The organism is Candidatus Zixiibacteriota bacterium, from assembly GCA_029860345.1.
In the GTDB taxonomy this organism is placed as follows: Bacteria; Zixibacteria; MSB-5A5; order GN15; family FEB-12; genus JAJRTA01.
On the sequence record JAOUBJ010000004.1, the window covers coordinates 35,966 to 58,196 of the forward strand.

Here is a 22,231-nt window from a genome sequence, read left to right on the forward strand (position 1 = left end):
TTTCCTGAGTCGTTTCTGTACGCCAGCGAACACCAACTGCCATACATGCGGACAGTCGACAACCAACTCCATCACACTAAACCATTGAAAAACAACCGGCTGCGCACGCGGCATTCTTCTTGCTTTTAACACCTTCAGTGGCAACATCGTAGCCCGTAGAAATGCGATCTCGAAGTTGACCGTATGATGACTGAAGACGTAAGATACCAAAATACAGGAATGTCAATATGTTTTGGAACCTTATCAAGATCGCCCTTAGAAGCTTCAACAAGCGAAAAGGCTATACCTTCATCAATGTAACCGGTCTGGCTATTAGCTTAGCCTGCTGTACGCTGATTGGTCTCTGGATCGCGAACGAAATGAGTTACGACCGGCATGTTCCGGATGTCGACCGCATCTTTGCCGTTCAAGTGGACGGCGAGTCCCTCATTACGCCGAACGCCCTGGGCCCTCATCTGACCGAACACCTTCCGGAGGCTCAGCATGTCGCTCGTGTGGAGAGCCAAAGTGAAATCCTGATATCCAGCGCTTCGCTGAATTCATTCGAAGAGGTTCTACCAGCTGATCCGGCCATTATTGATCTGTTGTCACTTGAATTTGTTGCCGGTGATCCGTCAACGGCACTGAACGAACCGAACTCGATTATTATCTCCCGGGCGATAGCCGAGAAATTCTATCCCGAGTCAAACGCCATCGGCAAAACCCTGTCGTTTAACAACCAGACGGACTACACCATCACCGGGTTGTTCGAGGATATAGAACCCAACTCGACCCTCAGGTTTGATCTGCTGGTTTCGATCGACTACAAAAAACAGATATTCAAAAACGACGGCATTGAGTTCGACTTATGGAATCTTGCGACTACCCGGACCTTCGTAAAAGTTCAACCCGGAGTTACAGCCGGCGTTCTGACGAACAAGATTACCAACGTCCTGGAGGATCGCATTGAAGAGGATGAACTGATTCTTGGTGTCATCAATCTGAGCGATCTGTATTTCACTTTTTCCGACGCCAAAAAAGGTATTAAGATTTTTTCGGCGATAGCGCTCGCGATACTACTAATGGCCTGTTTCAATTTCATCAATCTATCCACGGCCCGGTTCAAGACAGCGGGCAAAGAAACCGCCGTGCGAAAAGTGGTCGGCGCCAACCGAGGCAGCCTAATTGTCAGGTTCCTGGGTGAATCTGTCATGCTTATGGCGGTTGGGTTGGCCCTTGCACTGGGCTTGCTGGAGATAGCTCTCCCCATGTTCAACGCTCATTTTCAACTTCAGTTATCTTTGGACTTGTTCAATAGGGTATCGACAGTGCTGATCGGTGCCGGCATTGCGGCAGTCGTGGCCCTGGTGTCCGGGATCTACCCGGCCCTCTTTCTGTCGCGCTACAATCCGGTGCAAGCGCTCAAAAACGATTTCGTTTCCTCCGGACGAAATGTCAACCTGAGAAGAATTCTGGTGGTGGTACAGTTTTCGGTAACGGCCGTTCTGATAATCGGAACGGCGTTGGTGTATGCGCAACTCAATCACATGAAGTCTATGGACGTCGGATACAACAAGGAACACGTGGTCAATATCCCGCTCAGAGGAGACAGCAGAAATCACTTCGCCACCATGAAAAACGAACTGCTGAAGAATCCGGATATCCAGGCCGTGACCGGCGCCATGGGAGGTTTGCCGAACTGGGGCGCCTACACCAGTGCCACCTGGGAGGGAATGGATTCCGAAGAGGGGCAAAGCGTTCAGATGAATTTCGTCGACTATGACTATACCAAGACGTTTGGAATCGAACTAAGCAACGGCCGCGACTTCGACCCCAACCATAAAACCGATGTCCAGCAAGCCTGCCTGATCAACGAAAGCCTGGCCCGTATGATAAACCGAAGCGACATCGTGGGCAGCGAAATAGACTGCTGGAATCAACACCAAATCATCGGTGTCATGAAGGACTTCAACGCCCGTCCGCTCAATTATGAAATCGATCCGATGGTGGTAATGATGGTGCAAGAGGGCGGCTTCGGATTCATGAGAGTCAACACTATGTCGGTACGGATTGATCGGAACCAAGTCGAATCTGCGCTGGGTTACATCGAGGATACATGGAAACAGGTTCTGCCCAACCATCCGTTTGAATACTCGTTTCTCGATGAACAGTTCGATGCCAATTATAAGTCTTTGGATCAATTGTCCAACCTGGCTGCATGTTTTGGACTATTGGCTGTCCTGGTGGCCGGGCTCGGCCTGTTTGGTCTGGCTTCGTTCACGGTCGAACAACGGACCAAGGAGATAGGTATCAGAAAAGTGCTGGGGGCATCGGTAGGGAGAATCGTGCACTTGCTTTCCAAAGAGTACCTTCTCCTGGTGTTTATTTCCAATCTGGTGGCCTGGCCGCTGGCCTGGTATGCGATGGATCGCTGGCTTTCGGAATTCGCTTATCATATTGATATGAGCTTTGGCACTTTTGCCCTGGTCGCATTTCTGACCCTGGTCGTGGCCATGCTGGCCGTTGGTTATCAAGCCTTGCGGGCCGGTGCCTCAAATCTGGTCGAGGCCATCGGGTACGAATAAACAGTCGAGGGTCTATGGGCCGACGAGGACGTCTGCCGCCCACGGAGTGTAGGTCGGTATCACACCCTGTCATTCCCGCGAAGGCGGGAATCCATCGTCTCGTAGTAGGGCCGGTCCGTCTTCGCCTGCGCGCCGCGGCGTGGACCCGCCGAATCTGGAAAAACACGACTCTACCGTGTCGTCCTGAACGCGATCGAACGACGAGGTTTCGACACGCACACTCACGCCCCCCCGCCCTGCTTACGTCCGCGAGCGCCCACCCACCTGAGCTCGATGTCCGACGACGTGCGCAGCCTTTCTCCAAGCTGAGCCGCATGGTGCTGCATGTGACGAATGGTCACAAACTGAAACTCTATCTTGGTTATCTTGTACCAAACAAACCCGCTCTCCGGACTCAAGAGATCAAGCACATCGACAGCGTCGTCGATCATCTCTTCACAAAAGTCGGCATACGCAAGCAGTTCGGCCCTGCTGTAAACTTTGTCGACATACTTCGGTCGGTCATGCGGCGTAAACAGAGCCTCAATCTCAGGCGGCGACGGATAGTCGTCCATGTCCTGGACGCCCTCCTGATGATGTTCCCAGGGACAGAAATCAGAAACGTGCGGTTGGATGTACAGATGCAAAAAGTACAACGAGTGGTAAGCAATCCGCCAAAACGGATTGAGGTAGTCGTCGGATGCCCAAAGTTCGTCGGGGCACTTTTCAATCGCCTGACGCAGCGTGGCCAGCGAGGCGTGATATTGACTCTTCAGCGCCTGTCTAACCAGGTCGATTCCCTTTTCGCCGACCGGTGGTTCTTGTGGGGTCATGGCAGAATTCCTTGATAGAGCTTGATACTACTGTTCATTCAGAGGCGCGCAAATTAGTCTGGACAAAAACGAATGTCAATCACACACTCGGCGATTTCTCACGCTCCGGCAAAATACGGCAAAATACAGCATGGGTGGACCAATGCGCCCAGCGATGTGAACCGCTCCTAATGTGGAAAAATGATCCTAATAAAAGCGAAGCCCCGAGCCGGGGGAGGGGAACGACACGGGACTTCTTGGGCAACTCTGATGTAACCACATGATGTCTAATCTGGTTGCCTCTATTATAGGCCTATCGACGCAAGATAGTCCTGTCATAATAATTAGTCAATGATGATTTAATGGGTACTTAATGAGTATAGAACGGCTCTAATACATCCGCAGCCAAGTGCTTAGGTTTATCCCCTTGTTGTTAATCCCCAGCTTTTTTCTTATCCGCTGGCGATGAGTATTTACCGTCACCAAGGCCATGTTCAGGCCGGCGGCGATCTCTTTCGAGCTCTTCCCCTTTTTCAGTAAGTCACAGATTTCCAGTTCTCTGGGGGTCAGCTTGGAAAGGTAATCTTTGAACAGGTCAATGTCTCTGTTTAGTAGTTCCTTGACATTCTCTTCAAGGGCATCAAGCGCTTTACCGGCTAATGGTCGGGCTCCATGGCGCGCCCTTTTCAAAACCGGCAGCAGGGCCTGCTCGATCTCGCGGCAAATCCGATGTCTGTAGTCTTGTCTTTGCTCTTCAATGTGGTCAAGGATTTCGGTGAGGGCTGTATTCTTGTCCAGAAGCTCCTTCTGCTTGTTTTGGAGTTCATCGGTCGTTTTCCTCAGTTTGTCCTCAGCTTGTCTTCGTTCGGTAATGTCCCGTTGGCTGCCGGAATAAGCGAAGATACTCCCGTTTTCGTCAAGGAGCGGAAACACCATCAATTCGCAAGGGAACTTGGTGCCATCCTTCTTCCGGTTCATCACCTCACCCGTCCAGGCCCGACCGGAAGTCACCGTCTGATAAATGTCGTTTTGAATCTCCTTGGCCATCGGTTCGGCGTTTAGAAGGTCAGGCGATCTACCCAACACTTCGGCCATAGTGTATCCATACAGTTTGGTGAAGGCGCGGTTGGTGTAGGTAACCGCGAAGTCCGGACCGGTTGTAAGGACCGAATTGGTTACCTGCTCGGTGATCTGGCCCAGAAGCTGCAACCGCGCCTCAGCCTGTTTACGGCTGGTGATGTCCACGGCTGTTCCGACCAGAGAATCGGGATTACCGTCTGAGTCTCTGATCAATTCGGCCAGGGAGTACACCCACACCAGCTCGCCATCGGGACGCACAATGCGGTGATCGAAGTCGACTTGCTCGGACCCCTGGGCCGCCGCCTCCAGTTTCTCTCGGACGAAATCAACATCTTCGGGGTGTACGGCTTTTTCGATAAGCTCGGGAGCGGTCAGGTTTTCACCCGGCTCCAAACCGAACAGATGATATATCCCGTCTGATAAGTAGATCTGATCGGTTTTCAGATTCCAATCCAGAAAGCCCATTCTTGCCACCCGCTCCGCTTTCACCAGCCGCTGCGTACTCTCCTTGAGCTTCTCCTCGGCTTCCTTTTGCTCCGTGATGTCCCGCATCGTACCCAACATCCCAACCGGCGTACCGTCGGAATCATGGAGGACTGTATTGCGCATGTATGTCAGAAAAACCTCACCATCACGGCGCAGATGCCAGACCTCTCCTTCAAATCGTCCTGAATCCTTGAGTTGCTCATTAGCTTCGACAACAGCCTCCATCTGCTGGGGCGAATGGAAGATCGACAAGTGCTTATCCCGGAGTTCTTCCGGTGTATAGCCATGCATTCCGGCAAAGGCTGGGTTCACGTACAACAAGTTGCCCTCCAGGTCGACCACCGCTATACCCTCGCTGGTTTGCTCGACGGCCATCGAGAGAAGGTGCAAACGATCTTGCAACGACTCTTTTGCCGTTCGCTTACTCTTGGGATCACGCTCAGACATCTGACCCACCAGTTTTCGGGTTCAATGGTCGCCAAACTTGAAACTACAAGCATGATATGACCACTCCCAGCCTCATGCAATATGAAACATGCCGCCCAACATCGGGGGAGTGTTGATAAAGGTCCAAAACGTGGGTGGTGTTGGGCGACCCCGCCCGACACCTTCCGTCCAATCCACTGGCTGTCAGGCGAGTCGCCTTACAGCACCGGTGCCGCAAGGCGCGTCACTTGGCGGCGCAGAGGGTTTGTCAACAAGCCCCAGGCTGGCTTACCCACATTACTCCTTGACAATCTAAGAAACTGCATTATATAAAACATAATGGTTTTTACGTGAAACATAAAAGAACCAGACCCGTACTGATCAATGACATGGAAATCAAACGATGGTGATAAGGATAAACTTAGATATGATGTTGGTCAGAAACAAGATGTCCCTGACCGAGTTGTCGCACCGTGTCGGTGTCTCGGTCACCAATCTATCCCTGTTGAAGACGGGTAAGGTCAAAGGCATTCGGTTCGCGACTCTGGGCGCAATCTGCCGTGAGTTGAACTGTCAACCGGGGGACATACTTGAATACCAGCCGGAGAGCGTATAGGCGGATTGCCCGCCATGTCGAGGCAGGGTTTGATAGTCAAAGATGGAGATAGAAAAATGAATGAAAACCGTTTTACAGCAGCCGGGTGGGCAGCGATTGCCAGCGTGGCAGTTTTCACCTCGGCGTGGATAGTTGCAGGTATACAGGAAGCAGTCTTTGAACTGGGAGCATGGGAGCGACCCGTCGGTGTCGGTCCGGCAGATTTCCTCTTCCTCGTTCTCGCAGCGCTGTCGATCTACGTGTATCTATCGTTTAAGAAACTGATGTATGAGTACTATAGCTTCAAAGAGATCGGGCTCATCATAAACATAACCATCGTGTGGCATATACTGTTCTTCAGCGGTAATTTCTTGCTCGAATGGTCGCTTGACGGCTTATGGTCACCGAACGACATCGGACCTGATTTGATTATGACAGGCTTCTGGATCATCGGCATGGCGGTGTTCGGCATCATCGATATCATCTTTGGGATCGTACTTCTTCGACGCTGGGGAGAGTTCAGTTCATCTATCAAGACGGTGGCTATTCTGACTCTGATCATTGGAGCTTGTGAGGTATCTATCATTCTTCTACCGGCAACGCTTTTGTTGGTCCCTGCCTGGTTTATCGGGCTGGCATTCGTCTTCCTGCGCCGGGTGGACGAAGTGGAGTTTGTGTAGATAGCTATCCAGAACTGCTTGAGGACGTAATATGTATGAACTTTTGAAGCGAATAAACACGCGACCTGAAGTGTGGGGGGCGTACACGGCTGAAACTCTCTGGAATGATAAACACATATCAGGGAAAATGCTCGAATTCCACTTGAATGAAAAAGTCGAACCAGCCTCGCGAAACAAGGCCTTCCTGGATAAGTCGGTTGCCTGGATGATCAATCGGTTTGATATCGGACACGGCACGAAGGTATGCGACTTTGGATGCGGTCCCGGTTTGTATACGACGCCGTTGGCCGAACAAGGGGCCAAAGTCACCGGTGTCGACTTCTCTGAGAGATCGATTCAATATGCACAGGATATAGCCAGGCGGAAGAAACTTGACATAGACTATGTCCTTCAGAACTACTTGGATTTCACAACGGAACACAGGTTTGACCTCATCAGTTTGATTTACTGCGACTACTGTGCCCTGAGTCCAGCCCAAAGAAGAACGTTGCTGGGCAGGTTCCGCGACTGTCTGAATGACGACGGGCGTATTGTCCTCGATGTCTTCTCGCTGCATGCGTTCAACCAACGAGATGAGGTGGCGACTTGGGAGCATCAGTTGCTGGACGGATTCTGGTCGGCCGACGATTACTTCGGCTTCATGAACACCTTCAAATATGACAACGACAAAGTCCTTTTGGACAAGTACACGATTGTCGAGAAGTCGCGCACCCGGGAAGTATACAACTGGCTCCAGTACTTCAGCCTCGAATCTCTGAAGAACGAATTCGAAGAAAACGGCCTTCGCGTTGTTGAGGAGTATTCCGATATTGCCGGGACTCCATACCAACCGGATGCCACGGAAATCGCTGTTGTTGCAAGTAAGTTTGTCTGACGGCCTGGCCGGTCGAGGCGATTCAGGTACATCCGACAGTTTCGTATCGTATAATCTGGAGCCATCGGTTATTCCGTGTATGGATTTCCAGTAGCTATTATAGGTACAATTGTATATAGTAAAGCAGATAGAAGACACAGATTCTAACTCCGGCAATGCGCAGATCGTCACCCGGAATTGATAGCTCACCCAAACGAAGATGTGCGCTTTCCGGCAAAAGAGGGAGTGAAAAAATGTTCAACAGAGTCATCCGACCAGCCTTGTCCATCGCCATCTTGCTGTTGGCCTCCTGCTCAAGTGACGACAACCCGCTCTCCGGCGGTAAACCAACAGTCACCGGCTCCGGCAATCTCATTACCGAGTCGAGAACGCTGGAGGCGTTCACATCTGTAGTCATGAACACAGTCGGCGACGTTGATCTCGATTATGGCACTCAGACAGCATCAATAACGGTCGACGACAACATTATGCCGTTTATCATCATGAGTGTTTCGCAGGACGTTCTAACTATCGATTCCGATCGATCGAAAAACCTCAGAGAATTCGACCTGACCGTCAACCTCACTATGGCCGGGCTGGAGGGTCTGACTTTGGCCGGCGTGGGAAACATTCGGGCCACCCATGGGATTGTTGTTTCGAACACAGTTGACCTCTTGGTGTCGGGTGTCGGAGAAATCGATATCAAGCTGGTGGCGCCGGATGTCACGGCAACTATGTCGGGCGTTGGCGGCATTGAGTTGACCGGCAACGCACTGAGGTACACAGCTATAATGTCCGGGACCGGGAGCCTGAAGACGTTTAACTTCGGGGCCGACACGGCCACCGTTACTTTGTCAGGTGTTGGAGATGCCGAGGTTTGGGTGAATCAGGTGCTGACCGCCGTGCTCACCGGGCAAGGATCGATATATTACCATGGTCACCCCACCATACATCAAACGGTAACCGGCCTGGGGCAGCTTGTCGACGCCAACTAAAGCCGGCTCCGGCGGGTTGTTAACCATGACATCGAGGTTGGCATGACATACGTTCAATTCAAAGATCGCATTGCGAATGAACTTCGCAAGAACCCCGCAGGCTTCACCTGGAACGAACTGAAAGTCCGGCTCAAATTGCCCTATGACCGCCCCTGCCCGACCTGGGTAAACCGAATGGAAACTGACATCGGACTTTCAAGAGAGAAGGGACCCGGCCGCGCCTACATCTGGACCCTGGGCTGAACGCAGGTCGGTCCGAGACCAACACCGTGGAATCTTCCTATGTCTTACGATTCTCGGTTATCCGGAGCCGAGGTTGTTCCTGGAGACTGGTTTCGTGTCTCCAATCTCTGGGGAGCCCAATCATCACTCATCCAATCCAAAACACCCCTCATCAAGCCCACCATACTGCCTCGTTCCGCTGCGTGTTCGTGCAGTACTTCCCGAACGTCTGGCCGGGTAAAAAGCTCGTTACATAAGTGACAGCGATTAACATATTGGGTGGGAAGATCGATTTCCGGCGCCTTCTCGCGAACGAATTCGAGAACGGAAGAGGGGCCCGACAAAGCTAACCAGTTGGCGATCAAGTCTTCGTTTCCACGTTGAATTATGGTCAGCAGATTGTCGTCTTTCAGGGAGCCTATGTAAAGCTCCTCCACACTATTTGAGATTATCCCGCAGCAAATCTGAACGCGCAAGTCCGACGAAACAATAATCGATTTGAGAACCGAGGCGCAAGGTCCACGCCAAGTGAGGTCGCCCGTTTCAGAGGTATCTGAGTATGACTCGATCTGAGTCGTAATGGGTACGTTCGGTCCACAGTTGATCACGTTATGGTCAGGGTTTTTCTTGCCACGTTCGAATTTGTGCAACTCGACTCCGAGATATTTGGAGAGCGACTGCTTGGTGATCTTCCCACCCTGCTTAATCCGGTGTCCTATCAAGGCAGGAATCCCCAACTTGGTCGCAGCTATGTTTGCATTCCTCACATATTCCAACGGGACAAACTCCTGGTGATAATCATCGCAACTTATATTTATCTCCGTTAGCCCGGCATCCTTCAACCTCTCAAGCGTTTGCCTTGCTGCCGCTTCGGAATGGGCCCAATAGGCGTTCGTAACGATCCGCGTGGAAATGTCGTGTTTGCTGACATAGGCCACAGTCTTGACCAGTTCGTCACCAAGAAGGAGAGGCTCCCCCCCCGTAAACACAACTAAGCTCAAGGTACCCCAAGGAAGCACCTCTTCCACGATGTCAATCATCTGCTGGGAAGTCAGTGTGTTGCTGGATGCCCCATCGGTGACAATCGGACAGTCCTGACACCGAGCCGTACATCGATTTGTAGTGCTGAACACTAACTCACGCAGCCCTCTCATGGCACACTCCGTAGTCTGTCGCTCTTGGCGGAATTGTCCAATCTATTACCAAGCCGGCACACCGGCTCCAATACTGTCATCACGGTTTGCGAATGCTCAGACCTATCATCTCGGTGGAATCTTGAGTGCCCGAATTCCCTCGTGCATATAAGTAACCAGGCTGGCCAAATCACCCGGACTGTATAGTGGTCCCATTAGTATCCCGTCGATGATTTCCCACTGAGGGCGTATCCCACCCCAAGTGGTTGAAACACTATTGTTGGTACTGGAGTGCGTTTCACAATCATCATCAAAACTGGTGTTGCAACCGATTTCCTGCTCGGTCTCTCTGTTCTGATAGGGGTCACAGTTTTCAGGAGTCAGGACGTCAAACACATCCTCGAAAACAAACGGTCCCGTCCACACATCGCCATAGGTCAGTCTGCGAAGGTTTGCCATGACGTCGATGAGCCGGTCCAGGTCATGCTTTGTGAGGTCTTCCGGCCGAATCGGCACACCGCCCGCGACCAAAGCTGTGACCGGTGATTCCACGAATTTACGGAAGGCCATATCGCTCCGCATAGCCTCCTGGATTACCGATCGCAGTGAGAACGGGACTTCCACCGGGATGGACATCTTGATGCGTTTCTTTTTCTTCTTCATCTTCTCCCTCGCTTTCATAAAGTCGCACAAGGTTTACCGTCGAAACAACAAGCAAGCAAAGACCCATTTAAGACATTTTAGAGACTCACGTCTGTCACACAAAGTTCGACCTCTTTGCAGCCTGAGAGCATTGTGTTAGGTTTTGATTATCTTCAGGTCCAAATAAGCTTCTTCCCCGATAGGTTGTCAAGTGAATAATTCGACTGGGTGGCCCACCGGATCAGCGGAGATCACGCCTTGACGATTGTACGATAGCGGTTGCGGCGGTTCTCGAACATCCGGCCACCCAGTTCTTTGCTGCGCCATTCCTGATAGGCCGAAAAATTGCCGTCGAACCAACGGACTTTCCCCTCACCTTCGAACACCAATAGATGCGTACAGATACGATCCAGAAAAAACCGGTCGTGGCTGATGACCAACACGCAGCCGGAGTAATCCATGATCGCTTCTTCGAGCAGGCGCAGGGTATTGACGTCGAGATCGTTGGTCGGCTCATCCAGCAACAGCAGATTACCACCCACCTTGAGAACCTTGGCCAGGTGACAACGGTTGCGCTCACCGCCCGACAACTCCACCGCCTTTTTCTGCTGCGATGCGCCTTTGAATCCAAACTGGGAGAGATACTGGCGGATAGGTATCTTTCGATCTCCGAGAGTGATGTCGGCCAGTCCGCCGCCCACTTCGTCGATCAAACTCCCTTCGCCGTCGAGAGACTCCCGCTCCTGATCCACGTAGGCCAATTGCACCGTCGACCCGCTCACGATCTTGCCGTTGCCCGGTTGAAGGTCGCCGGTGACCAGTTTCAACAGTGTGGTCTTACCGGTCCCGTTCGGTCCCACCAGCCCAACCACGGCCGAACGTGGAAGCATGAAAGACAGGTCCTCGAACAATTGTTGATCGTCGAAGCCCATTGCAACATCGTGGAACTCGACCACCTGGCTGCCCAGGTCCGGTCCCGGTGCAATCTGTATCACCGTACCGGCGGATTTACCCCGCGCTGTTTCGCGCGCCACCAGTTGTTCGTATTCGCGAATCCGGGAGCGCGCCATCTCATTGCGATCACCACGACTCATGCGAATCCAGGCCAGTTCCCGTTCCAACGCCTTGGATCGCGGGGAGTCTTTTTTCTCTCCTCCGGCCAGCTTTGTGAGCTTTTGCTCAAGCCACGATGTGTAGTTGCCTTCCCAGGGCACACCATGACCTGAATCCAGTTCCAGAATCCACTGGGTGACATTGTCCAAGAAGTAGCGGTCGTGCGTTACGACGATAACCGTGCCGGGATACTCGCGAAGCTGTTCCTCCAGCCAGTTGACCGTCTCGGGATCAAGATGGTTGGTCGGCTCGTCCAACAAAAGCAGATCGGGACGTTCCAAAAGAATCTTGCACAAAGCCACCCGCCGACGTTCACCACCCGACAGCGTACCGACGATACGGTCGTCATCGGGCAGGCAAAGAGCATCACCGGCGATGTTCATGCTTTGATCCAGATTCCAACCGTCGACAGTGTCGATCTTATCCTGCAGCACACCCATCCGATCCATGGTTTTTTGCATCTCGTCATCATCCATCGGCTGGGCCATAGCGTCGGCCAGACTGTTGTATTCGTCAAGCAACGCCTTGGTTTCACCGAAAGCGGATTCTATTGTCTGGCGCACGGTCAGCTTGGGATCGAGCTTGGGTTCCTGCTCGACCATACCGGCGCGGAATCCGGGCGTGATGAAAGCGTCCCCCTGAAATTCTTTGTCCACACCGGCCATGATGCGCAGCACGGTGGTTTTACCGGAGCCGTTCTCACCGACGATACCTATCTTGGCGCCGGGGAAGAAACTGAGGTTTATTTCTTTGAGGACTTGTTGTTGACCGTAGAATTTGTTTACGCGGTACATGTTGAAGATAAACTTCTCCGCCATGTCAGGACTCTCCATTCGGGGTTGGCGTTACCGGCCCATAGTAACACACACTCGCCGCACAGGCAAGCGGTGATAAATCACTTTCTGGCGCTTCGCGCCCGTCGTCAAGTAGGGTTTTTATTCTCGGTCATTCCGTGCTTGACACGGAATCCAGCCTTCAGCCTCTTTACAGTAGGCCAACAGCCCGCGTGCCCCTGACAAAAAAAGTCGGGACCACAAGGGGTCCCGACCTACAGAGCTTCAACTATGACAGATACTGGACGCGCGAAGCGCCTGAGGCCCATTTATGGGTGATTTATCACCTACGCACAGTAGATGCGGACTTTCTCCTGCTCCTCGTCAACCTCAATCGAAGTCTCCGCCAACGCCTGGATCAGCGTATCGATGTCCTTCGACTCCAACTGTTTCAAGTCGATATTCAACCCCTTGTCCGACAGCTTCGATGCAAACACGCCGTGCGCTTTGTCAGGCATTACAGAACCCAGCTTCACGCCGGCTTTCAAAAGTATCAGCGGTATCTTGATATCGACGTTTTCGCCGCGACGGTTGCTGCCCGGCTTTGCTTCCACTTTGACATGCAGAAACTTCGGTTTCTTCTTGGGGCCGTTGTCGTCTGCATGTTCCGGCTCCTGGGCTTTCTCCGCATTCTCAAGAGCCGCCAACAACCGTTCGGCTTCGTCGACTTTGATCTTTCCCTCGGCCAGCATTTGCAGGATTCGCGTTCTGTTTTCACTCATGGTTTACTCCTTATGTTTCTTTTTCTAATTGCATTCTTCCTGTTGTATGTCAGTCCGCCGCGGCGGATTGTGCTCCTGTCGCTCTGTCGAAACCACAGGGGTTTCGACCTACGTTTCTCTCATTGTTCTGTTTACATCCAAAGGACCGACGACTCGCTGGTGAACATCGTTGGCAGAGTCATTGCGAAGGGTGTGGGAATCTCGGTCCTTGGCTGCCCCGCAAGTAACAACCGCTCCGCAATGTCGACACTGATCAGTCCCCGATCGAGTTCCTGTAGTACATGCATGGCCATGCTACTCATCTGTACCTCCGCCGCTCAACTGTTCAATCGCATCCTCCACCGCTATCTCCCCGCGCTCAAGCTGCTCCAGCACACTTGAGGACCCAGCCGGTTCATCCACCGTTTCCACTTCGACAAAATCCAGTCGCTCGGAGATTCGGTTGAGACGCCCTTTGACCGTTGGGTAGCTGATGCCAAAATGCTTCTCCATCTGTTTGATCGATCCATGGCATTTGACGAACACAGCCACAAACACCTGATCATCAGCCTTCAGCCTGGCCAGCGGCGGCAAATCAAACTGGCCCTCGACCGCGACATTCTCACCGTCAATCGCTACCCTTTGAACTGTCAGCGGCCGGTTACCGGTAATCCTGGTTAGATATTCCCAGTCTTTTTTCATTCTGTCTCCATATTGATTATTTTAAGTATTATAACGCAAAATCTTAATATTTGTTACATATTTATCATATGATATTGATATATTTATCAGGGAAACGCAATAATCAGCCGTACTCCACCTGAAAACCACTATAATATAGGCTGTTTCGAGCACAAAAAGGCCGGGCTCGCAACCCTGTGTCAGGACTGCGGACCCGGCTAGATTAATTACAGTTTTGGGTGCTACAACCCGACGATTGTCAAACCGGGCGCGTGCTCGATACGATAACGGAAAGTCACGATTTGCTCGGCCCCCGGCTCAAGCCGCAGCTTCCAACTCACTATTTCTTTGTTGTCGGAAATCACGGCGTCGGGTGCTACGCCATCCACCTTGACTTTAACCCGTTCGTCCTGACTGACCGGCAGCGCTTCCTCCAGGTCGATCAGGGCGGGTTGACGGCCGTTGTTGGTCAGTTTGATTTCTATTTCGGTTTCATGGCGAACCTTGGTATCACCGCTGAGCCAATGATCGTTCTGACTCTGGTTCTCACTATATACTTCTCTGTCAACCTCGATGAAGTTGTTCAGACCAAACGGCAGTTCGAACTCCTGACCGGGTACAACCGGATCAATTAAGGCCGTGGTGCCGAGGTAATTTGATTCGGCAAAAACCGATACCCGACCCGGCATCAGAACAGTCTCTTCGTTATTGGTGATGGCTGCAAACCGATACACCCCTTCCATCAAGGTCGGACGACAGACAAGGTCCGGCCGGCCGGGCAGGGACAGGCTGGCAATCGTCGTGCGCACCCCCTGACTACTGGATGGAATCGTCTCTGGGCGAGGCACCCGGTACTCCGTGGCGTAGGTGCTGATCATTCCGGTAACCAGTGACAACTTGGCGCCCGCTGAACCCAGCTCGCTAAGAGGCTCCTCTGCCGATACACCGTCGACAATAAAGGCAACCTCTCCCGCACGACCGCCTCGGATGTATACCTCTCCCTTTTTTCCGACAGTGATTCCGTTTGCTCCATAAGTCAGTTCGTCCATTACCGGTACGGGTGGGGGTGCTGCCAGAGTCAGATACCAGGGGTCCAACTCGGCCGGTCCGGTGCCGTGCGATGGTTCGACTGTCGACAGGGTCAACTCCACATCGTACCAATCCTCACCGGTGCGCTGCTTCACTTCGGCAAAGTAGTCCAGCCGGACATTGGTGTCTTCCTCCGACAGCCGGGCATCATACAACGGTGTCCAACCGGCGCCGGGGATCATGTATTCGAGCGTCACCACAACGGAACCGGCTGTTTCGAGATTGAGATCGATTTGGGCGGTGCGCGTTGTCCGGCGTTGAGGTGAGCGAATTGAACTGAGTTGAGCATTAAGTTTCTGTAAGTGGTTCGTTTTCACACCCAGCTCCGCCTTCGCCAATCTGATTGAATCGTTGACTTCAAGCTGACGGTCGCCCACAAAACGAAAAGCGGCTTGCCATTGATCGACATCGAGTCCGCCACGCTCGACTCCTTCGGATGCCTGCTCGCCGGCGCCTTTTGTTATCAACGCCAGTAACTTCTTCTGCTCCTCGAAGGATGCTATCCTGTCTTTGATCCGTTGCAAATCGTTCTCGTCGAACAAGCGTATCTTCGTTTCGAGTTCCGCGACGTTTTGCTGAGAAGATTGTATGTGGTATTCCTCTCGATGGTTGAACCCCAGCAAGGTGATGCCCTTCACACCATAGGCGGAGGCGCGCAACGAGGTTACATCGACCGACAGCGGCAGGTCCTTGATGATACAGGATTGTTCACCTGCCCCGAAGTCCATCGAGACAATGCGCGATACTTTGGCTCGTCCGGGGTAGACAGTGACTTTCTTTATCGGAGCTTGGACTTCCTGCACCGATGCGTGGACACTCATTCCTAACAGCGCTACGAAACAAGTGACTTTGATGGTTAACATCATTGGTTTGTACATGACTGACCTCCTCGTCTTTCGGACAGAGTTGTTTGGTTCTGTTCTTGCATCTGAGTGGGGTACAACTTGGAGACGGTTTTCTTCCCAAGACTGTTGAATAATGAGGACTGCGGGGGGTACGTTTTAGCGATTGCCAAGTACCAGAACAGTTGTTAAATTGCCTATGGACAACGACGAGGAGGTCTCTGATGTTTAATTCACCGTTACGACTATATGACTCTCCAGACAACACGGTCACAGCAGACCCGACCTGTACCAGACCAACCGGGAGGTGAGCCATCGCTACACTACTATGTTTCCTGATTGCGATTAGTCTACAGCTGGATATGACGCCGGTCCAGCCGCTAACGGCCGACGAGTTTGAGATTATTCTCTTGCTCAAACCGGAAAAGGAATACACCGGCCCGGCCACCCTGGCTCTGGTAGAATGCGGCTACAAGAATGGGCTGGAAGAGGGCATGGTTGGCGTTTTGATAAAGCCTACCGACACCTCGGAGACGGTTATCCCGGCATTCGATATGCTGGATGTCGAGGTCCAGGACGTTACCGCTTATGAGTCGGCTTGTCTGATTCGAGGGGCGGAACGTGAGGAAATCGAATCCGGGTCCATCGTGACTTTCGACATTCCCCAATTGGCCTCACAGGAGCTTCGCGAACGAGCTGGTGAGGCATTGGCAGTGGAGAAGTATCGAAGAGCCGCGCATTACTTTGAAGAACTGACCAGAGTAGACAGTCTGGATGCGGACTCGTCCGTTCAACAACTGCTGGCACACTGCCGCCAAGAGGTTGAACGGGAGGACAACCGCAAATTAACCAGGAAAGAGAAGAAAGTCGAGAAGAAACGAGCTGGGATATACCACAAGCTCGGCGCATACTTCTTCAACAACGATAATTACGATGCCGCTCGCCACTACCTCGAGCGGGCTGTACGGGCCGACGAGCGTCGAAAGCACGCCAAGCACCTGCTGTGCATCATAGAAGATGGGGTCCCCTGCGACTTTCCCGAACCCGCAGGGTTCGCCGCTGTTGAGACACCTCCAGAAATGATCTACCTGCATCCTTTGGAGTATCCGGAGGAAGCCAAGCGAGCCGGAGTCACTGGCTTGGTTTGGGTCAAAGCCCTGGTTGACAAATCGGGTATTGTCCTGAAAACCAGTGTAGCGGAATCGTCCGGCTGGATGGCTCTCGATCGAGCCGCTACCGAGGCTGCTTACTTCAACCGCTTCCAGCCGGGCATGCAAAAGGGTAAACCTGTCTTCTGTTGGGTTATGTACAAAGTGGATTTCGTTCTGGATTAGTTTCTTTCAAATAGCCCAGGTTTGGTTCAGACAGCTCTGGTGCTACAATCAGTTGCATCGGTTCGGATAAGGCATTAGCTTATTGGCCAACAACGACGAGGAGAGGTGATATGCAAAAATCAACATTGCTGTTTTCCGCCCTCTTTGCGGCGGTGATTTGTCCGTTAATCACTCCCGCGATGACCTGGGCTGAATCATTTGAAATCCTGTTTGTGTTTGAAGACTCAAAACAACTCGAAGGGTCCGGCTATGTGGCGCTTGTCGAAGGTGGCTACTCAGCCGGTCACGAACCAGGCATGACGGGCCAAATTCTTATCCAAAAGTCCGGAAGCAGGCAACGTAAAAGAGATGCGAAAGTGGCCCAGGCTCATGTTCAGGACGTCTCGGAGTTCGAATCATCGGTGCTGATCGAGGGCCTTGAATCACATCGCATCGAATCAAAACATACCGTTGATCTGGATATCCCGCATTATACCGCCCCGGAACTTCGTCAGCGTGCGGACAACTATTTTGTCGCCGGCCGGTATGGTATCGCACTCTCCTTCTACGAAAGGGTGCTGCAAGATGACCCTGAGGCGGACTCCCTGGAGTTAAACGAGCGCACCCGTGACTGCCGGAATAGACTGGCACAAGTTTTGGATTCACCCAAAGCCTGGCGGGCTGAAAATGAACGCCTGCCCGCCTATCGGGCGCTCGCCTGGCTGTATGTCGGACGTGGGAATAAGGATCGGGCGGCAGTGTATTTCAATCGGATGCTAAAGCTGGATATTCGCACAAAGGAGGCCGAGCACTTTCGAGGCGTGATCAACGGGCTGACCGAAGAAGGCAGGAGCGGCGGCGACTATCTGCCTACGATGACGGAGTTTGTCCCCGTTGATGTTTTCCCGCAGATGATCAAACAAGCAACTCCGGACTATCCACCCCTGGCGAAACTGGCTGGAATAACCGGGACCGTGTGGGTGAAAAGCCTTGTGAGCGATGAAGGTTCGGTGATTGGCGCCTGCATCGGCACTTCGTCGGGACATTTGGTTCTGGACATAGCGGCTGCCGAAGCGGCGTATGAATGCAAATACAAACCAGCCATGCAGGCCGGCAAACCGGTCTCCGTCTGGGTGGTTTACAGCGTGGATTTCGTTCTGGACTGATCAGAACCGCACCATCAGTGCTTTCGATCAGATCAAGAAAAACCACCGCAAAGGATTTGTTGAAAAACCCAGGTTCCATTGTGTCGGGTCTTGCCGTCGATGAAATCGGCGGTGTGACCCGACACCGATAAACCGGCTTCTTGCGCTGAACACACTTTGGCGCCAGGTGGCATTGCGCACAATAGCCGGCTTGACTGGCCGGCGGGTCACACGAAATCGCTGACGCGAATACGCAAGACCCACCGCAACGAACTCTTAGGTTGAAGTAACCGTGCAACGTACAAAAAGCCCACCCCAAAAAGGGGTGGGCTTATAGTTTGCGTTGAACGAACGCTCATCTTAAGTCGTCATCACCTTGTCCATCTCCAGGGCGTTCTTGAGGTCCTGAATCACCTCCACCGGCGTCGGATCGACCTCGTTGAGGACGGCCAGGTAGTACGATGTAAAATCACCGATCTGAATCAGACTGAACATCCGCTCCAGCCGCACCGCTCCCTTGGAATGAACCTCAACCAGTTCCACATCCAGACTCTGGATATGTTCCTTTACGATGTTCATCCGTTTGCGAATCTGCGGATGATCGCCCGCATCGCGCAGCATAATCACCAACAGTTTGTCCTTAAACGGCTCGATCGTCTTGGACCAGCCGACCAATTCGTTATGATTGAACTCGGCGAAATGGTTGGCGAAGGCAAGGTTCTTCCCGTTCTCGCACAACTGTCCTTTGAACCTTACGGCGACCGCATCCATCAAGGTCGGGCCGCTGTAAACAATAGGAATGCGACCATGCGCTTTTTGCGCCAATTTCTTGGCCGGGTTCTGTTCGACTGGTTGATCCTCAATGTAACCATCACGGAACTTCTGCAGGCTGTCAACTACCGTCTCAAGTTCCTTGGCCACGTCCTTGGCCAGTCCGATTTTTTCAAGGAACATCACCAGCGGTATGAACGAGTAGCCAATGGCCGCCCGCGGCTGCAATCCCTCCGGCAGTGTGGCCAAAGGTATCTGATTGAGCTCGCAGATTTCCCCCAGCAATCCGCCGGTAGAGATGGCCACCATCATGGCTTTGCGTGACAGCGCATCCTCGACGGCCGACATGGTCTCTTCGGTATTGCCGGAATACGAGGATGCGATCACCAGGGTCTCATCGTCAACATATTCCGGCAGGACATAGTGCCGACATATCTCGAACGGTACCAGCAGCTTTGAAGAAAGATAGGTGCGCGTCAGATCACCACCGATAGCCGAGCCACCCATGCCGATCACCACGATGTTCTTGATGCCGCTAAAATCGTCAGGATCAATTTGCCATCGCTGGGCCAGGGTCAGGGCATCGGCCATCTGTTCCGGCAAGTCGAAGATCCGATTGTACATATTGCTCGGGTCGGCTTTGCGGATGCTTTCAACGTCGTCAAGTATCGTCAATTTTGTGGTCCTTATGCTTGAAGTTTTGTTTTTTGCGATTCCGATTTGAAATTCTCAAGTATCTGTTTTACGGCAGGCTCCGAACCGGCCGCGAGTACCGGCGCCACCAGGTGACGCACCAGTCGCGAGTCAATTCTTTTTACCAATCTACAGATATCAAAGATCCTGTTTGGGTTCATCGAAAGTTGATCCACACCCATGCCGATAAAAAGCGGCAGGGCCAACTGATCTCCGGCCACCTCGCCACAAATCGAGACCGGTTTGCCGCATGCTTTGCCCGCCTCGACGGTCTTGTGGATCAGGTTCAGAACGGCCGGATGATAAGGTGTGTAGAGGTCAGCCACTCGGTTGTTCATACGGTCGGTGGCCATTGTGTATTGGGTCAGGTCGTTTGAGCCTATCGACATGAAGTCGACTTTGGCGGCCAGAGCATGGGCTGTCAGAGCGGCGGCCGGAACTTCCACCATGATGCCGACTTGAACAGTCTCATCAAAAGCAACGCCCTTACGGCGCAGACCCAGCTTGACCTGCGAGATCAGTTTACGGGCTCGCTCCACTTCCGACAACACGGTCACCATCGGCAACATGATCTTGACTTTACCGAAGGCCGAGGCCCGCAAAATCGCTCTGACCTGTGTTTTGAAAATGGCCGTGCGATCCAGCATCACTCGGATACCGCGCCAGCCCAGCGCCGGGTTCATTTCCACCGGCCAGGCTGCGTCCTGTCTTATTTTATCGTAACCCAAGTCGAACATTCGTAACACCACCGGTTGACCGGCGAATTTCTGGACAATCTGTTTATAAGGCTCAAACTGTGCCTCCTCATCGGGGAAGCGGTTGTCATCCAAAAAGAGAAACTCGGTCCGGTAAAGCCCGATCGGAAAAGCTCTTTCCGCCAGTATGTCATCAACAGGTCCGCTTAGGGATAGGTTTCCCGCAATTGAAACCTCGACACCATCACGTGTGATCGGGGGTACTTGGGTCAGCCTTCTGATGCGAGTGACCAGCGCCGGTCCATGGCGCTTCTTGAGTTTTTGGTACTCAACCCAATCTTCATCGGTCGGGTTGATAATCACTTCGCCGGCCGTTCCGTTGAGTATGAGCCGGCTATTGTTGGCCACTTCAAGGAAAGAGCCCTCGACCAAAACCACCGGCAACATGAGTGAGCGGGCAATCAAGGCCATGTGCGAGTCAGGCCCGCCTTTACTGATCAAAAAACCGGTTGCCTTGCGCTGACGGAATAGCAACACATCGCCGGGGGTGAATGTCTTGCCGACCAGAATGGTGCCGGGTGGTAGTTTCGACTCGCTTTTCTCAAAACCACTAAGATAGGACAGCACCCGGGCCGCCACGCTTTTGATATCCTCTCCCATCTGGCGCATATAGAAGTCACTGGATTTCGTCAACGGTGCCATGGTCAGCTTGACCAGCTGATCATAGACATAGGCGGCGTTGCGTTTTTGAAGGTGAATCTCTTCCTTGACTTTTTTGAGAAACTCATAGTCACCGGCGATCAGCAGTTGGGCGTCGAACACCTTAGCCACCGGCCCTTCCATCTTGGTACCGGCTGATGTACGCAACTGCCTGAGTTCGCGGAGGGCCTGTTCGACGGCCCGGTCCAGCGACTCGGTCTCATGCTTGAGCCGAGAGGTCGGCACCGCGATTTCGGCCACTTGAACCTCACCCGGCAGGATCACTCTCGCCTGTCCGAGAACGATGCCGCCGGAGATCGACAAGCCGCTCAGTATTCTTCTTTTGGCGGTCATAACAGCAAACCCAGCGCCTTTTTATGGCCAAAAACAGCTACACTTTACCAATTCAAATTACCCGCAGCCATCGTCGATAGCAAGGATAAAGTGTGTCGGACCCCCGCTAATGTGACCTTTGCCGACAGGGTCGGAGAACGATGCACAGTTGCCCGGCCAGGTTTGTGTTCTGCCGTGGTTCCAGACAAACATTGAACCCTCGGTGGGTCATTGCCGGGTCTTTACTCGGTTCCGGACACTGGGTGATTTGGGAGAGAGCGTCTGACTCAGCCGCCGACTTTCTTAGTCTGACTCTTCAGTTCCCGGGCGAAGTCCTTGGCGATCCGTTTATAAATCTGGTCGCCCGATTCCATCCAGTCGGTTACTTGATATGTGAAGTGTCCGGCGAAAACAATCGAATCGGAAGTGAGGTCTACGAGGTAAAGGTGCACCTTCAGCCTGGCCGCGCCGCCAAGCAGTCCAAAGAGAAAACGCATCAGACCGCTGCCCCGGCTGAAATCAAGGACACCGGCGCGCAATTCATACTGTACGCCGACCGTCTCGTCGCTGGTTATGGTGTTGAACTGCTTCTTTTCCAGTTCAGTTATAATGTACTCTTTGAATTTGGCGATCTCTTCGGCCGTAGGCTTGTCCTCAGGCTTCATATCGGGCGGAAGTTGATCTACGAAATTCCCCATACTCATGGCCGCCGGAGGATTGAGCGACTCCTCCATAGGGACGGTAACCATGTAGTTCTTCAGACACCCGGTCAAAAGAAGGACTGAACCCAGTATCAAGACCAGCCCGGCCAGTGCTTTGTTCATTACCTCTCCTCGTTGTTTGTCGAACCAGAGCG

At 52.7% G+C, this 22,231-nt stretch carries 20 protein-coding genes; 8 read left to right on the forward strand and 12 right to left on the reverse strand.

What is annotated here, in order from left to right:
• Positions 1–227 precede the first annotated feature (227 nt).
• Entirely contained in the window at positions 228–2,564 is a 2,337-nt protein-coding gene (locus OEV49_05325) for an ABC transporter permease (protein MDH3890485.1), read from the forward strand.
• A 221-nt stretch (positions 2,565–2,785) separates the two neighbouring features.
• On the opposite strand, the gene OEV49_05330 is transcribed toward OEV49_05325, so the two are convergent.
• Together OEV49_05330 and OEV49_05335 are read right to left on the reverse strand one after the other, a co-directional pair.
• A complete protein-coding gene (locus tag OEV49_05330) occupies positions 2,786–3,376 on the reverse strand; it encodes a DinB family protein (protein ID MDH3890486.1) in 591 nt (196 codons plus the stop codon).
• A gap of 369 nt (positions 3,377–3,745) precedes the next feature.
• A complete protein-coding gene (locus OEV49_05335) occupies positions 3,746–5,368 on the reverse strand; it encodes a PAS domain S-box protein (GenBank protein MDH3890487.1) in 1,623 nt (540 codons plus the stop codon).
• 382 nt (positions 5,369–5,750) lie between these two features.
• Between OEV49_05335 and OEV49_05340 the strand changes: the two genes are divergently transcribed.
• The 5 genes from OEV49_05340 (at position 5,751) to OEV49_05360 (ending at position 8,713) form a co-directional block, all read left to right on the forward strand.
• Entirely contained in the window at positions 5,751–5,963 is a 213-nt protein-coding gene (locus OEV49_05340) for a helix-turn-helix transcriptional regulator (GenBank protein MDH3890488.1), read from the forward strand.
• A gap of 56 nt (positions 5,964–6,019) precedes the next feature.
• Positions 6,020–6,622 carry a hypothetical protein gene (locus OEV49_05345; protein MDH3890489.1) on the forward strand — a complete coding sequence of 201 codons (603 nt, stop codon included), beginning with the start codon at positions 6,020–6,022 and terminating at the stop codon, positions 6,620–6,622.
• Positions 6,623–6,653: 31 nt separating this feature from the next.
• A complete protein-coding gene (locus OEV49_05350) occupies positions 6,654–7,496 on the forward strand; it encodes a class I SAM-dependent methyltransferase (GenBank protein ID MDH3890490.1) in 843 nt (280 codons plus the stop codon).
• Positions 7,497–7,729: 233 nt separating this feature from the next.
• A complete protein-coding gene (locus OEV49_05355; GenBank protein MDH3890491.1) occupies positions 7,730–8,470 on the forward strand; it encodes a DUF2807 domain-containing protein in 741 nt (246 codons plus the stop codon).
• 42 nt (positions 8,471–8,512) lie between these two features.
• A complete protein-coding gene (locus OEV49_05360; protein ID MDH3890492.1) occupies positions 8,513–8,713 on the forward strand; it encodes a hypothetical protein in 201 nt (66 codons plus the stop codon).
• Between the two features lie 44 nt (positions 8,714–8,757).
• On the opposite strand, the gene OEV49_05365 is transcribed toward OEV49_05360, so the two are convergent.
• The 7 genes from OEV49_05365 to OEV49_05395 all read right to left on the reverse strand — a co-directional run bounded on the left by OEV49_05365 (position 8,758) and on the right by OEV49_05395 (position 15,762).
• Positions 8,758–9,846 (reverse strand): radical SAM protein, encoded by a 1,089-nt coding sequence (locus OEV49_05365; GenBank protein ID MDH3890493.1) that lies wholly within the window; start codon positions 9,844–9,846, stop codon positions 8,758–8,760.
• Positions 9,847–9,951: 105 nt separating this feature from the next.
• A complete protein-coding gene (locus tag OEV49_05370) occupies positions 9,952–10,488 on the reverse strand; it encodes a hypothetical protein (GenBank protein ID MDH3890494.1) in 537 nt (178 codons plus the stop codon).
• A 230-nt stretch (positions 10,489–10,718) separates the two neighbouring features.
• Positions 10,719–12,398, reverse strand: coding sequence for an energy-dependent translational throttle protein EttA (ettA, locus tag OEV49_05375; GenBank protein MDH3890495.1), 1,680 nt, complete (start codon positions 12,396–12,398; stop codon positions 10,719–10,721).
• A 302-nt stretch (positions 12,399–12,700) separates the two neighbouring features.
• Positions 12,701–13,135 carry a hypothetical protein gene (locus OEV49_05380; protein ID MDH3890496.1) on the reverse strand — a complete coding sequence of 145 codons (435 nt, stop codon included), beginning with the start codon at positions 13,133–13,135 and terminating at the stop codon, positions 12,701–12,703.
• Between the two features lie 131 nt (positions 13,136–13,266).
• Complete coding sequence (locus OEV49_05385) at positions 13,267–13,437, reverse strand: hypothetical protein (protein MDH3890497.1); 171 nt, start codon at positions 13,435–13,437, stop codon at positions 13,267–13,269.
• A complete protein-coding gene (locus OEV49_05390; protein MDH3890498.1) occupies positions 13,430–13,816 on the reverse strand; it encodes a DUF2089 domain-containing protein in 387 nt (128 codons plus the stop codon). The genes OEV49_05385 and OEV49_05390 overlap by 8 nt, the downstream gene beginning before the upstream one ends.
• A 221-nt stretch (positions 13,817–14,037) precedes the next feature.
• Positions 14,038–15,762 carry a mucoidy inhibitor MuiA family protein gene (locus OEV49_05395; protein ID MDH3890499.1) on the reverse strand — a complete coding sequence of 575 codons (1,725 nt, stop codon included), beginning with the start codon at positions 15,760–15,762 and terminating at the stop codon, positions 14,038–14,040.
• Between the two features lie 326 nt (positions 15,763–16,088).
• Here OEV49_05395 and OEV49_05400 point away from each other — a divergent pair, with 326 nt between their 5' ends.
• Positions 16,089–17,060 carry an energy transducer TonB gene (locus OEV49_05400; GenBank protein MDH3890500.1) on the forward strand — a complete coding sequence of 324 codons (972 nt, stop codon included), beginning with the start codon at positions 16,089–16,091 and terminating at the stop codon, positions 17,058–17,060.
• A gap of 110 nt (positions 17,061–17,170) precedes the next feature.
• On the forward strand, positions 17,171–18,205 hold the full coding sequence (locus OEV49_05405) for a TonB family protein (protein MDH3890501.1): 1,035 nt from the start codon (positions 17,171–17,173) through the stop codon (positions 18,203–18,205).
• A 339-nt stretch (positions 18,206–18,544) separates the two neighbouring features.
• Here the strand turns inward: OEV49_05405 and OEV49_05410 are convergent, their stop codons facing one another.
• The 3 genes from OEV49_05410 to OEV49_05420 all read right to left on the reverse strand — a co-directional run bounded on the left by OEV49_05410 (position 18,545) and on the right by OEV49_05420 (position 22,199).
• Positions 18,545–19,630 (reverse strand): bifunctional phosphoglucose/phosphomannose isomerase, encoded by a 1,086-nt coding sequence (locus OEV49_05410; protein ID MDH3890502.1) that lies wholly within the window; start codon positions 19,628–19,630, stop codon positions 18,545–18,547.
• 11 nt (positions 19,631–19,641) lie between these two features.
• A complete protein-coding gene (gene ptsP / locus OEV49_05415) occupies positions 19,642–21,396 on the reverse strand; it encodes a phosphoenolpyruvate--protein phosphotransferase (protein ID MDH3890503.1) in 1,755 nt (584 codons plus the stop codon).
• 266 nt (positions 21,397–21,662) lie between these two features.
• Positions 21,663–22,199 (reverse strand): hypothetical protein, encoded by a 537-nt coding sequence (locus OEV49_05420; GenBank protein MDH3890504.1) that lies wholly within the window; start codon positions 22,197–22,199, stop codon positions 21,663–21,665.
• Positions 22,200–22,231 lie beyond the last annotated feature (32 nt).

What these genes read in the sequence shown, in the direction of transcription:
- OEV49_05325 (MDH3890485.1), top strand. Translation starts at nt 228, where the DNA reads ATGTTTTGGAACCTTATCAAGATCGCCCTTAGAAGCTTCAACAAGCGA.
- OEV49_05330 (MDH3890486.1), bottom strand. Translation starts at nt 3,376, where the DNA reads ATGACCCCACAAGAACCACCGGTCGGCGAAAAGGGAATCGACCTGGTT.
- OEV49_05335 (MDH3890487.1), bottom strand. Translation starts at nt 5,368, where the DNA reads ATGTCTGAGCGTGATCCCAAGAGTAAGCGAACGGCAAAAGAGTCGTTG.
- OEV49_05340 (MDH3890488.1), top strand. Translation starts at nt 5,751, where the DNA reads ATGGTGATAAGGATAAACTTAGATATGATGTTGGTCAGAAACAAGATG.
- OEV49_05345 (MDH3890489.1), top strand. Translation starts at nt 6,020, where the DNA reads ATGAATGAAAACCGTTTTACAGCAGCCGGGTGGGCAGCGATTGCCAGC.
- OEV49_05350 (MDH3890490.1), top strand. Translation starts at nt 6,654, where the DNA reads ATGTATGAACTTTTGAAGCGAATAAACACGCGACCTGAAGTGTGGGGG.
- OEV49_05355 (MDH3890491.1), top strand. Translation starts at nt 7,730, where the DNA reads ATGTTCAACAGAGTCATCCGACCAGCCTTGTCCATCGCCATCTTGCTG.
- OEV49_05360 (MDH3890492.1), top strand. Translation starts at nt 8,513, where the DNA reads ATGACATACGTTCAATTCAAAGATCGCATTGCGAATGAACTTCGCAAG.
- OEV49_05365 (MDH3890493.1), bottom strand. Translation starts at nt 9,846, where the DNA reads ATGAGAGGGCTGCGTGAGTTAGTGTTCAGCACTACAAATCGATGTACG.
- OEV49_05370 (MDH3890494.1), bottom strand. Translation starts at nt 10,488, where the DNA reads ATGAAGAAGAAAAAGAAACGCATCAAGATGTCCATCCCGGTGGAAGTC.
- ettA (MDH3890495.1), bottom strand. Translation starts at nt 12,398, where the DNA reads ATGGCGGAGAAGTTTATCTTCAACATGTACCGCGTAAACAAATTCTAC.
- OEV49_05380 (MDH3890496.1), bottom strand. Translation starts at nt 13,135, where the DNA reads ATGAGTGAAAACAGAACGCGAATCCTGCAAATGCTGGCCGAGGGAAAG.
- OEV49_05385 (MDH3890497.1), bottom strand. Translation starts at nt 13,437, where the DNA reads ATGAGTAGCATGGCCATGCATGTACTACAGGAACTCGATCGGGGACTG.
- OEV49_05390 (MDH3890498.1), bottom strand. Translation starts at nt 13,816, where the DNA reads ATGAAAAAAGACTGGGAATATCTAACCAGGATTACCGGTAACCGGCCG.
- OEV49_05395 (MDH3890499.1), bottom strand. Translation starts at nt 15,762, where the DNA reads ATGTACAAACCAATGATGTTAACCATCAAAGTCACTTGTTTCGTAGCG.
- OEV49_05400 (MDH3890500.1), top strand. Translation starts at nt 16,089, where the DNA reads ATGACGCCGGTCCAGCCGCTAACGGCCGACGAGTTTGAGATTATTCTC.
- OEV49_05405 (MDH3890501.1), top strand. Translation starts at nt 17,171, where the DNA reads ATGCAAAAATCAACATTGCTGTTTTCCGCCCTCTTTGCGGCGGTGATT.
- ptsP (MDH3890503.1), bottom strand. Translation starts at nt 21,396, where the DNA reads ATGACCGCCAAAAGAAGAATACTGAGCGGCTTGTCGATCTCCGGCGGC.
- OEV49_05420 (MDH3890504.1), bottom strand. Translation starts at nt 22,199, where the DNA reads ATGAACAAAGCACTGGCCGGGCTGGTCTTGATACTGGGTTCAGTCCTT.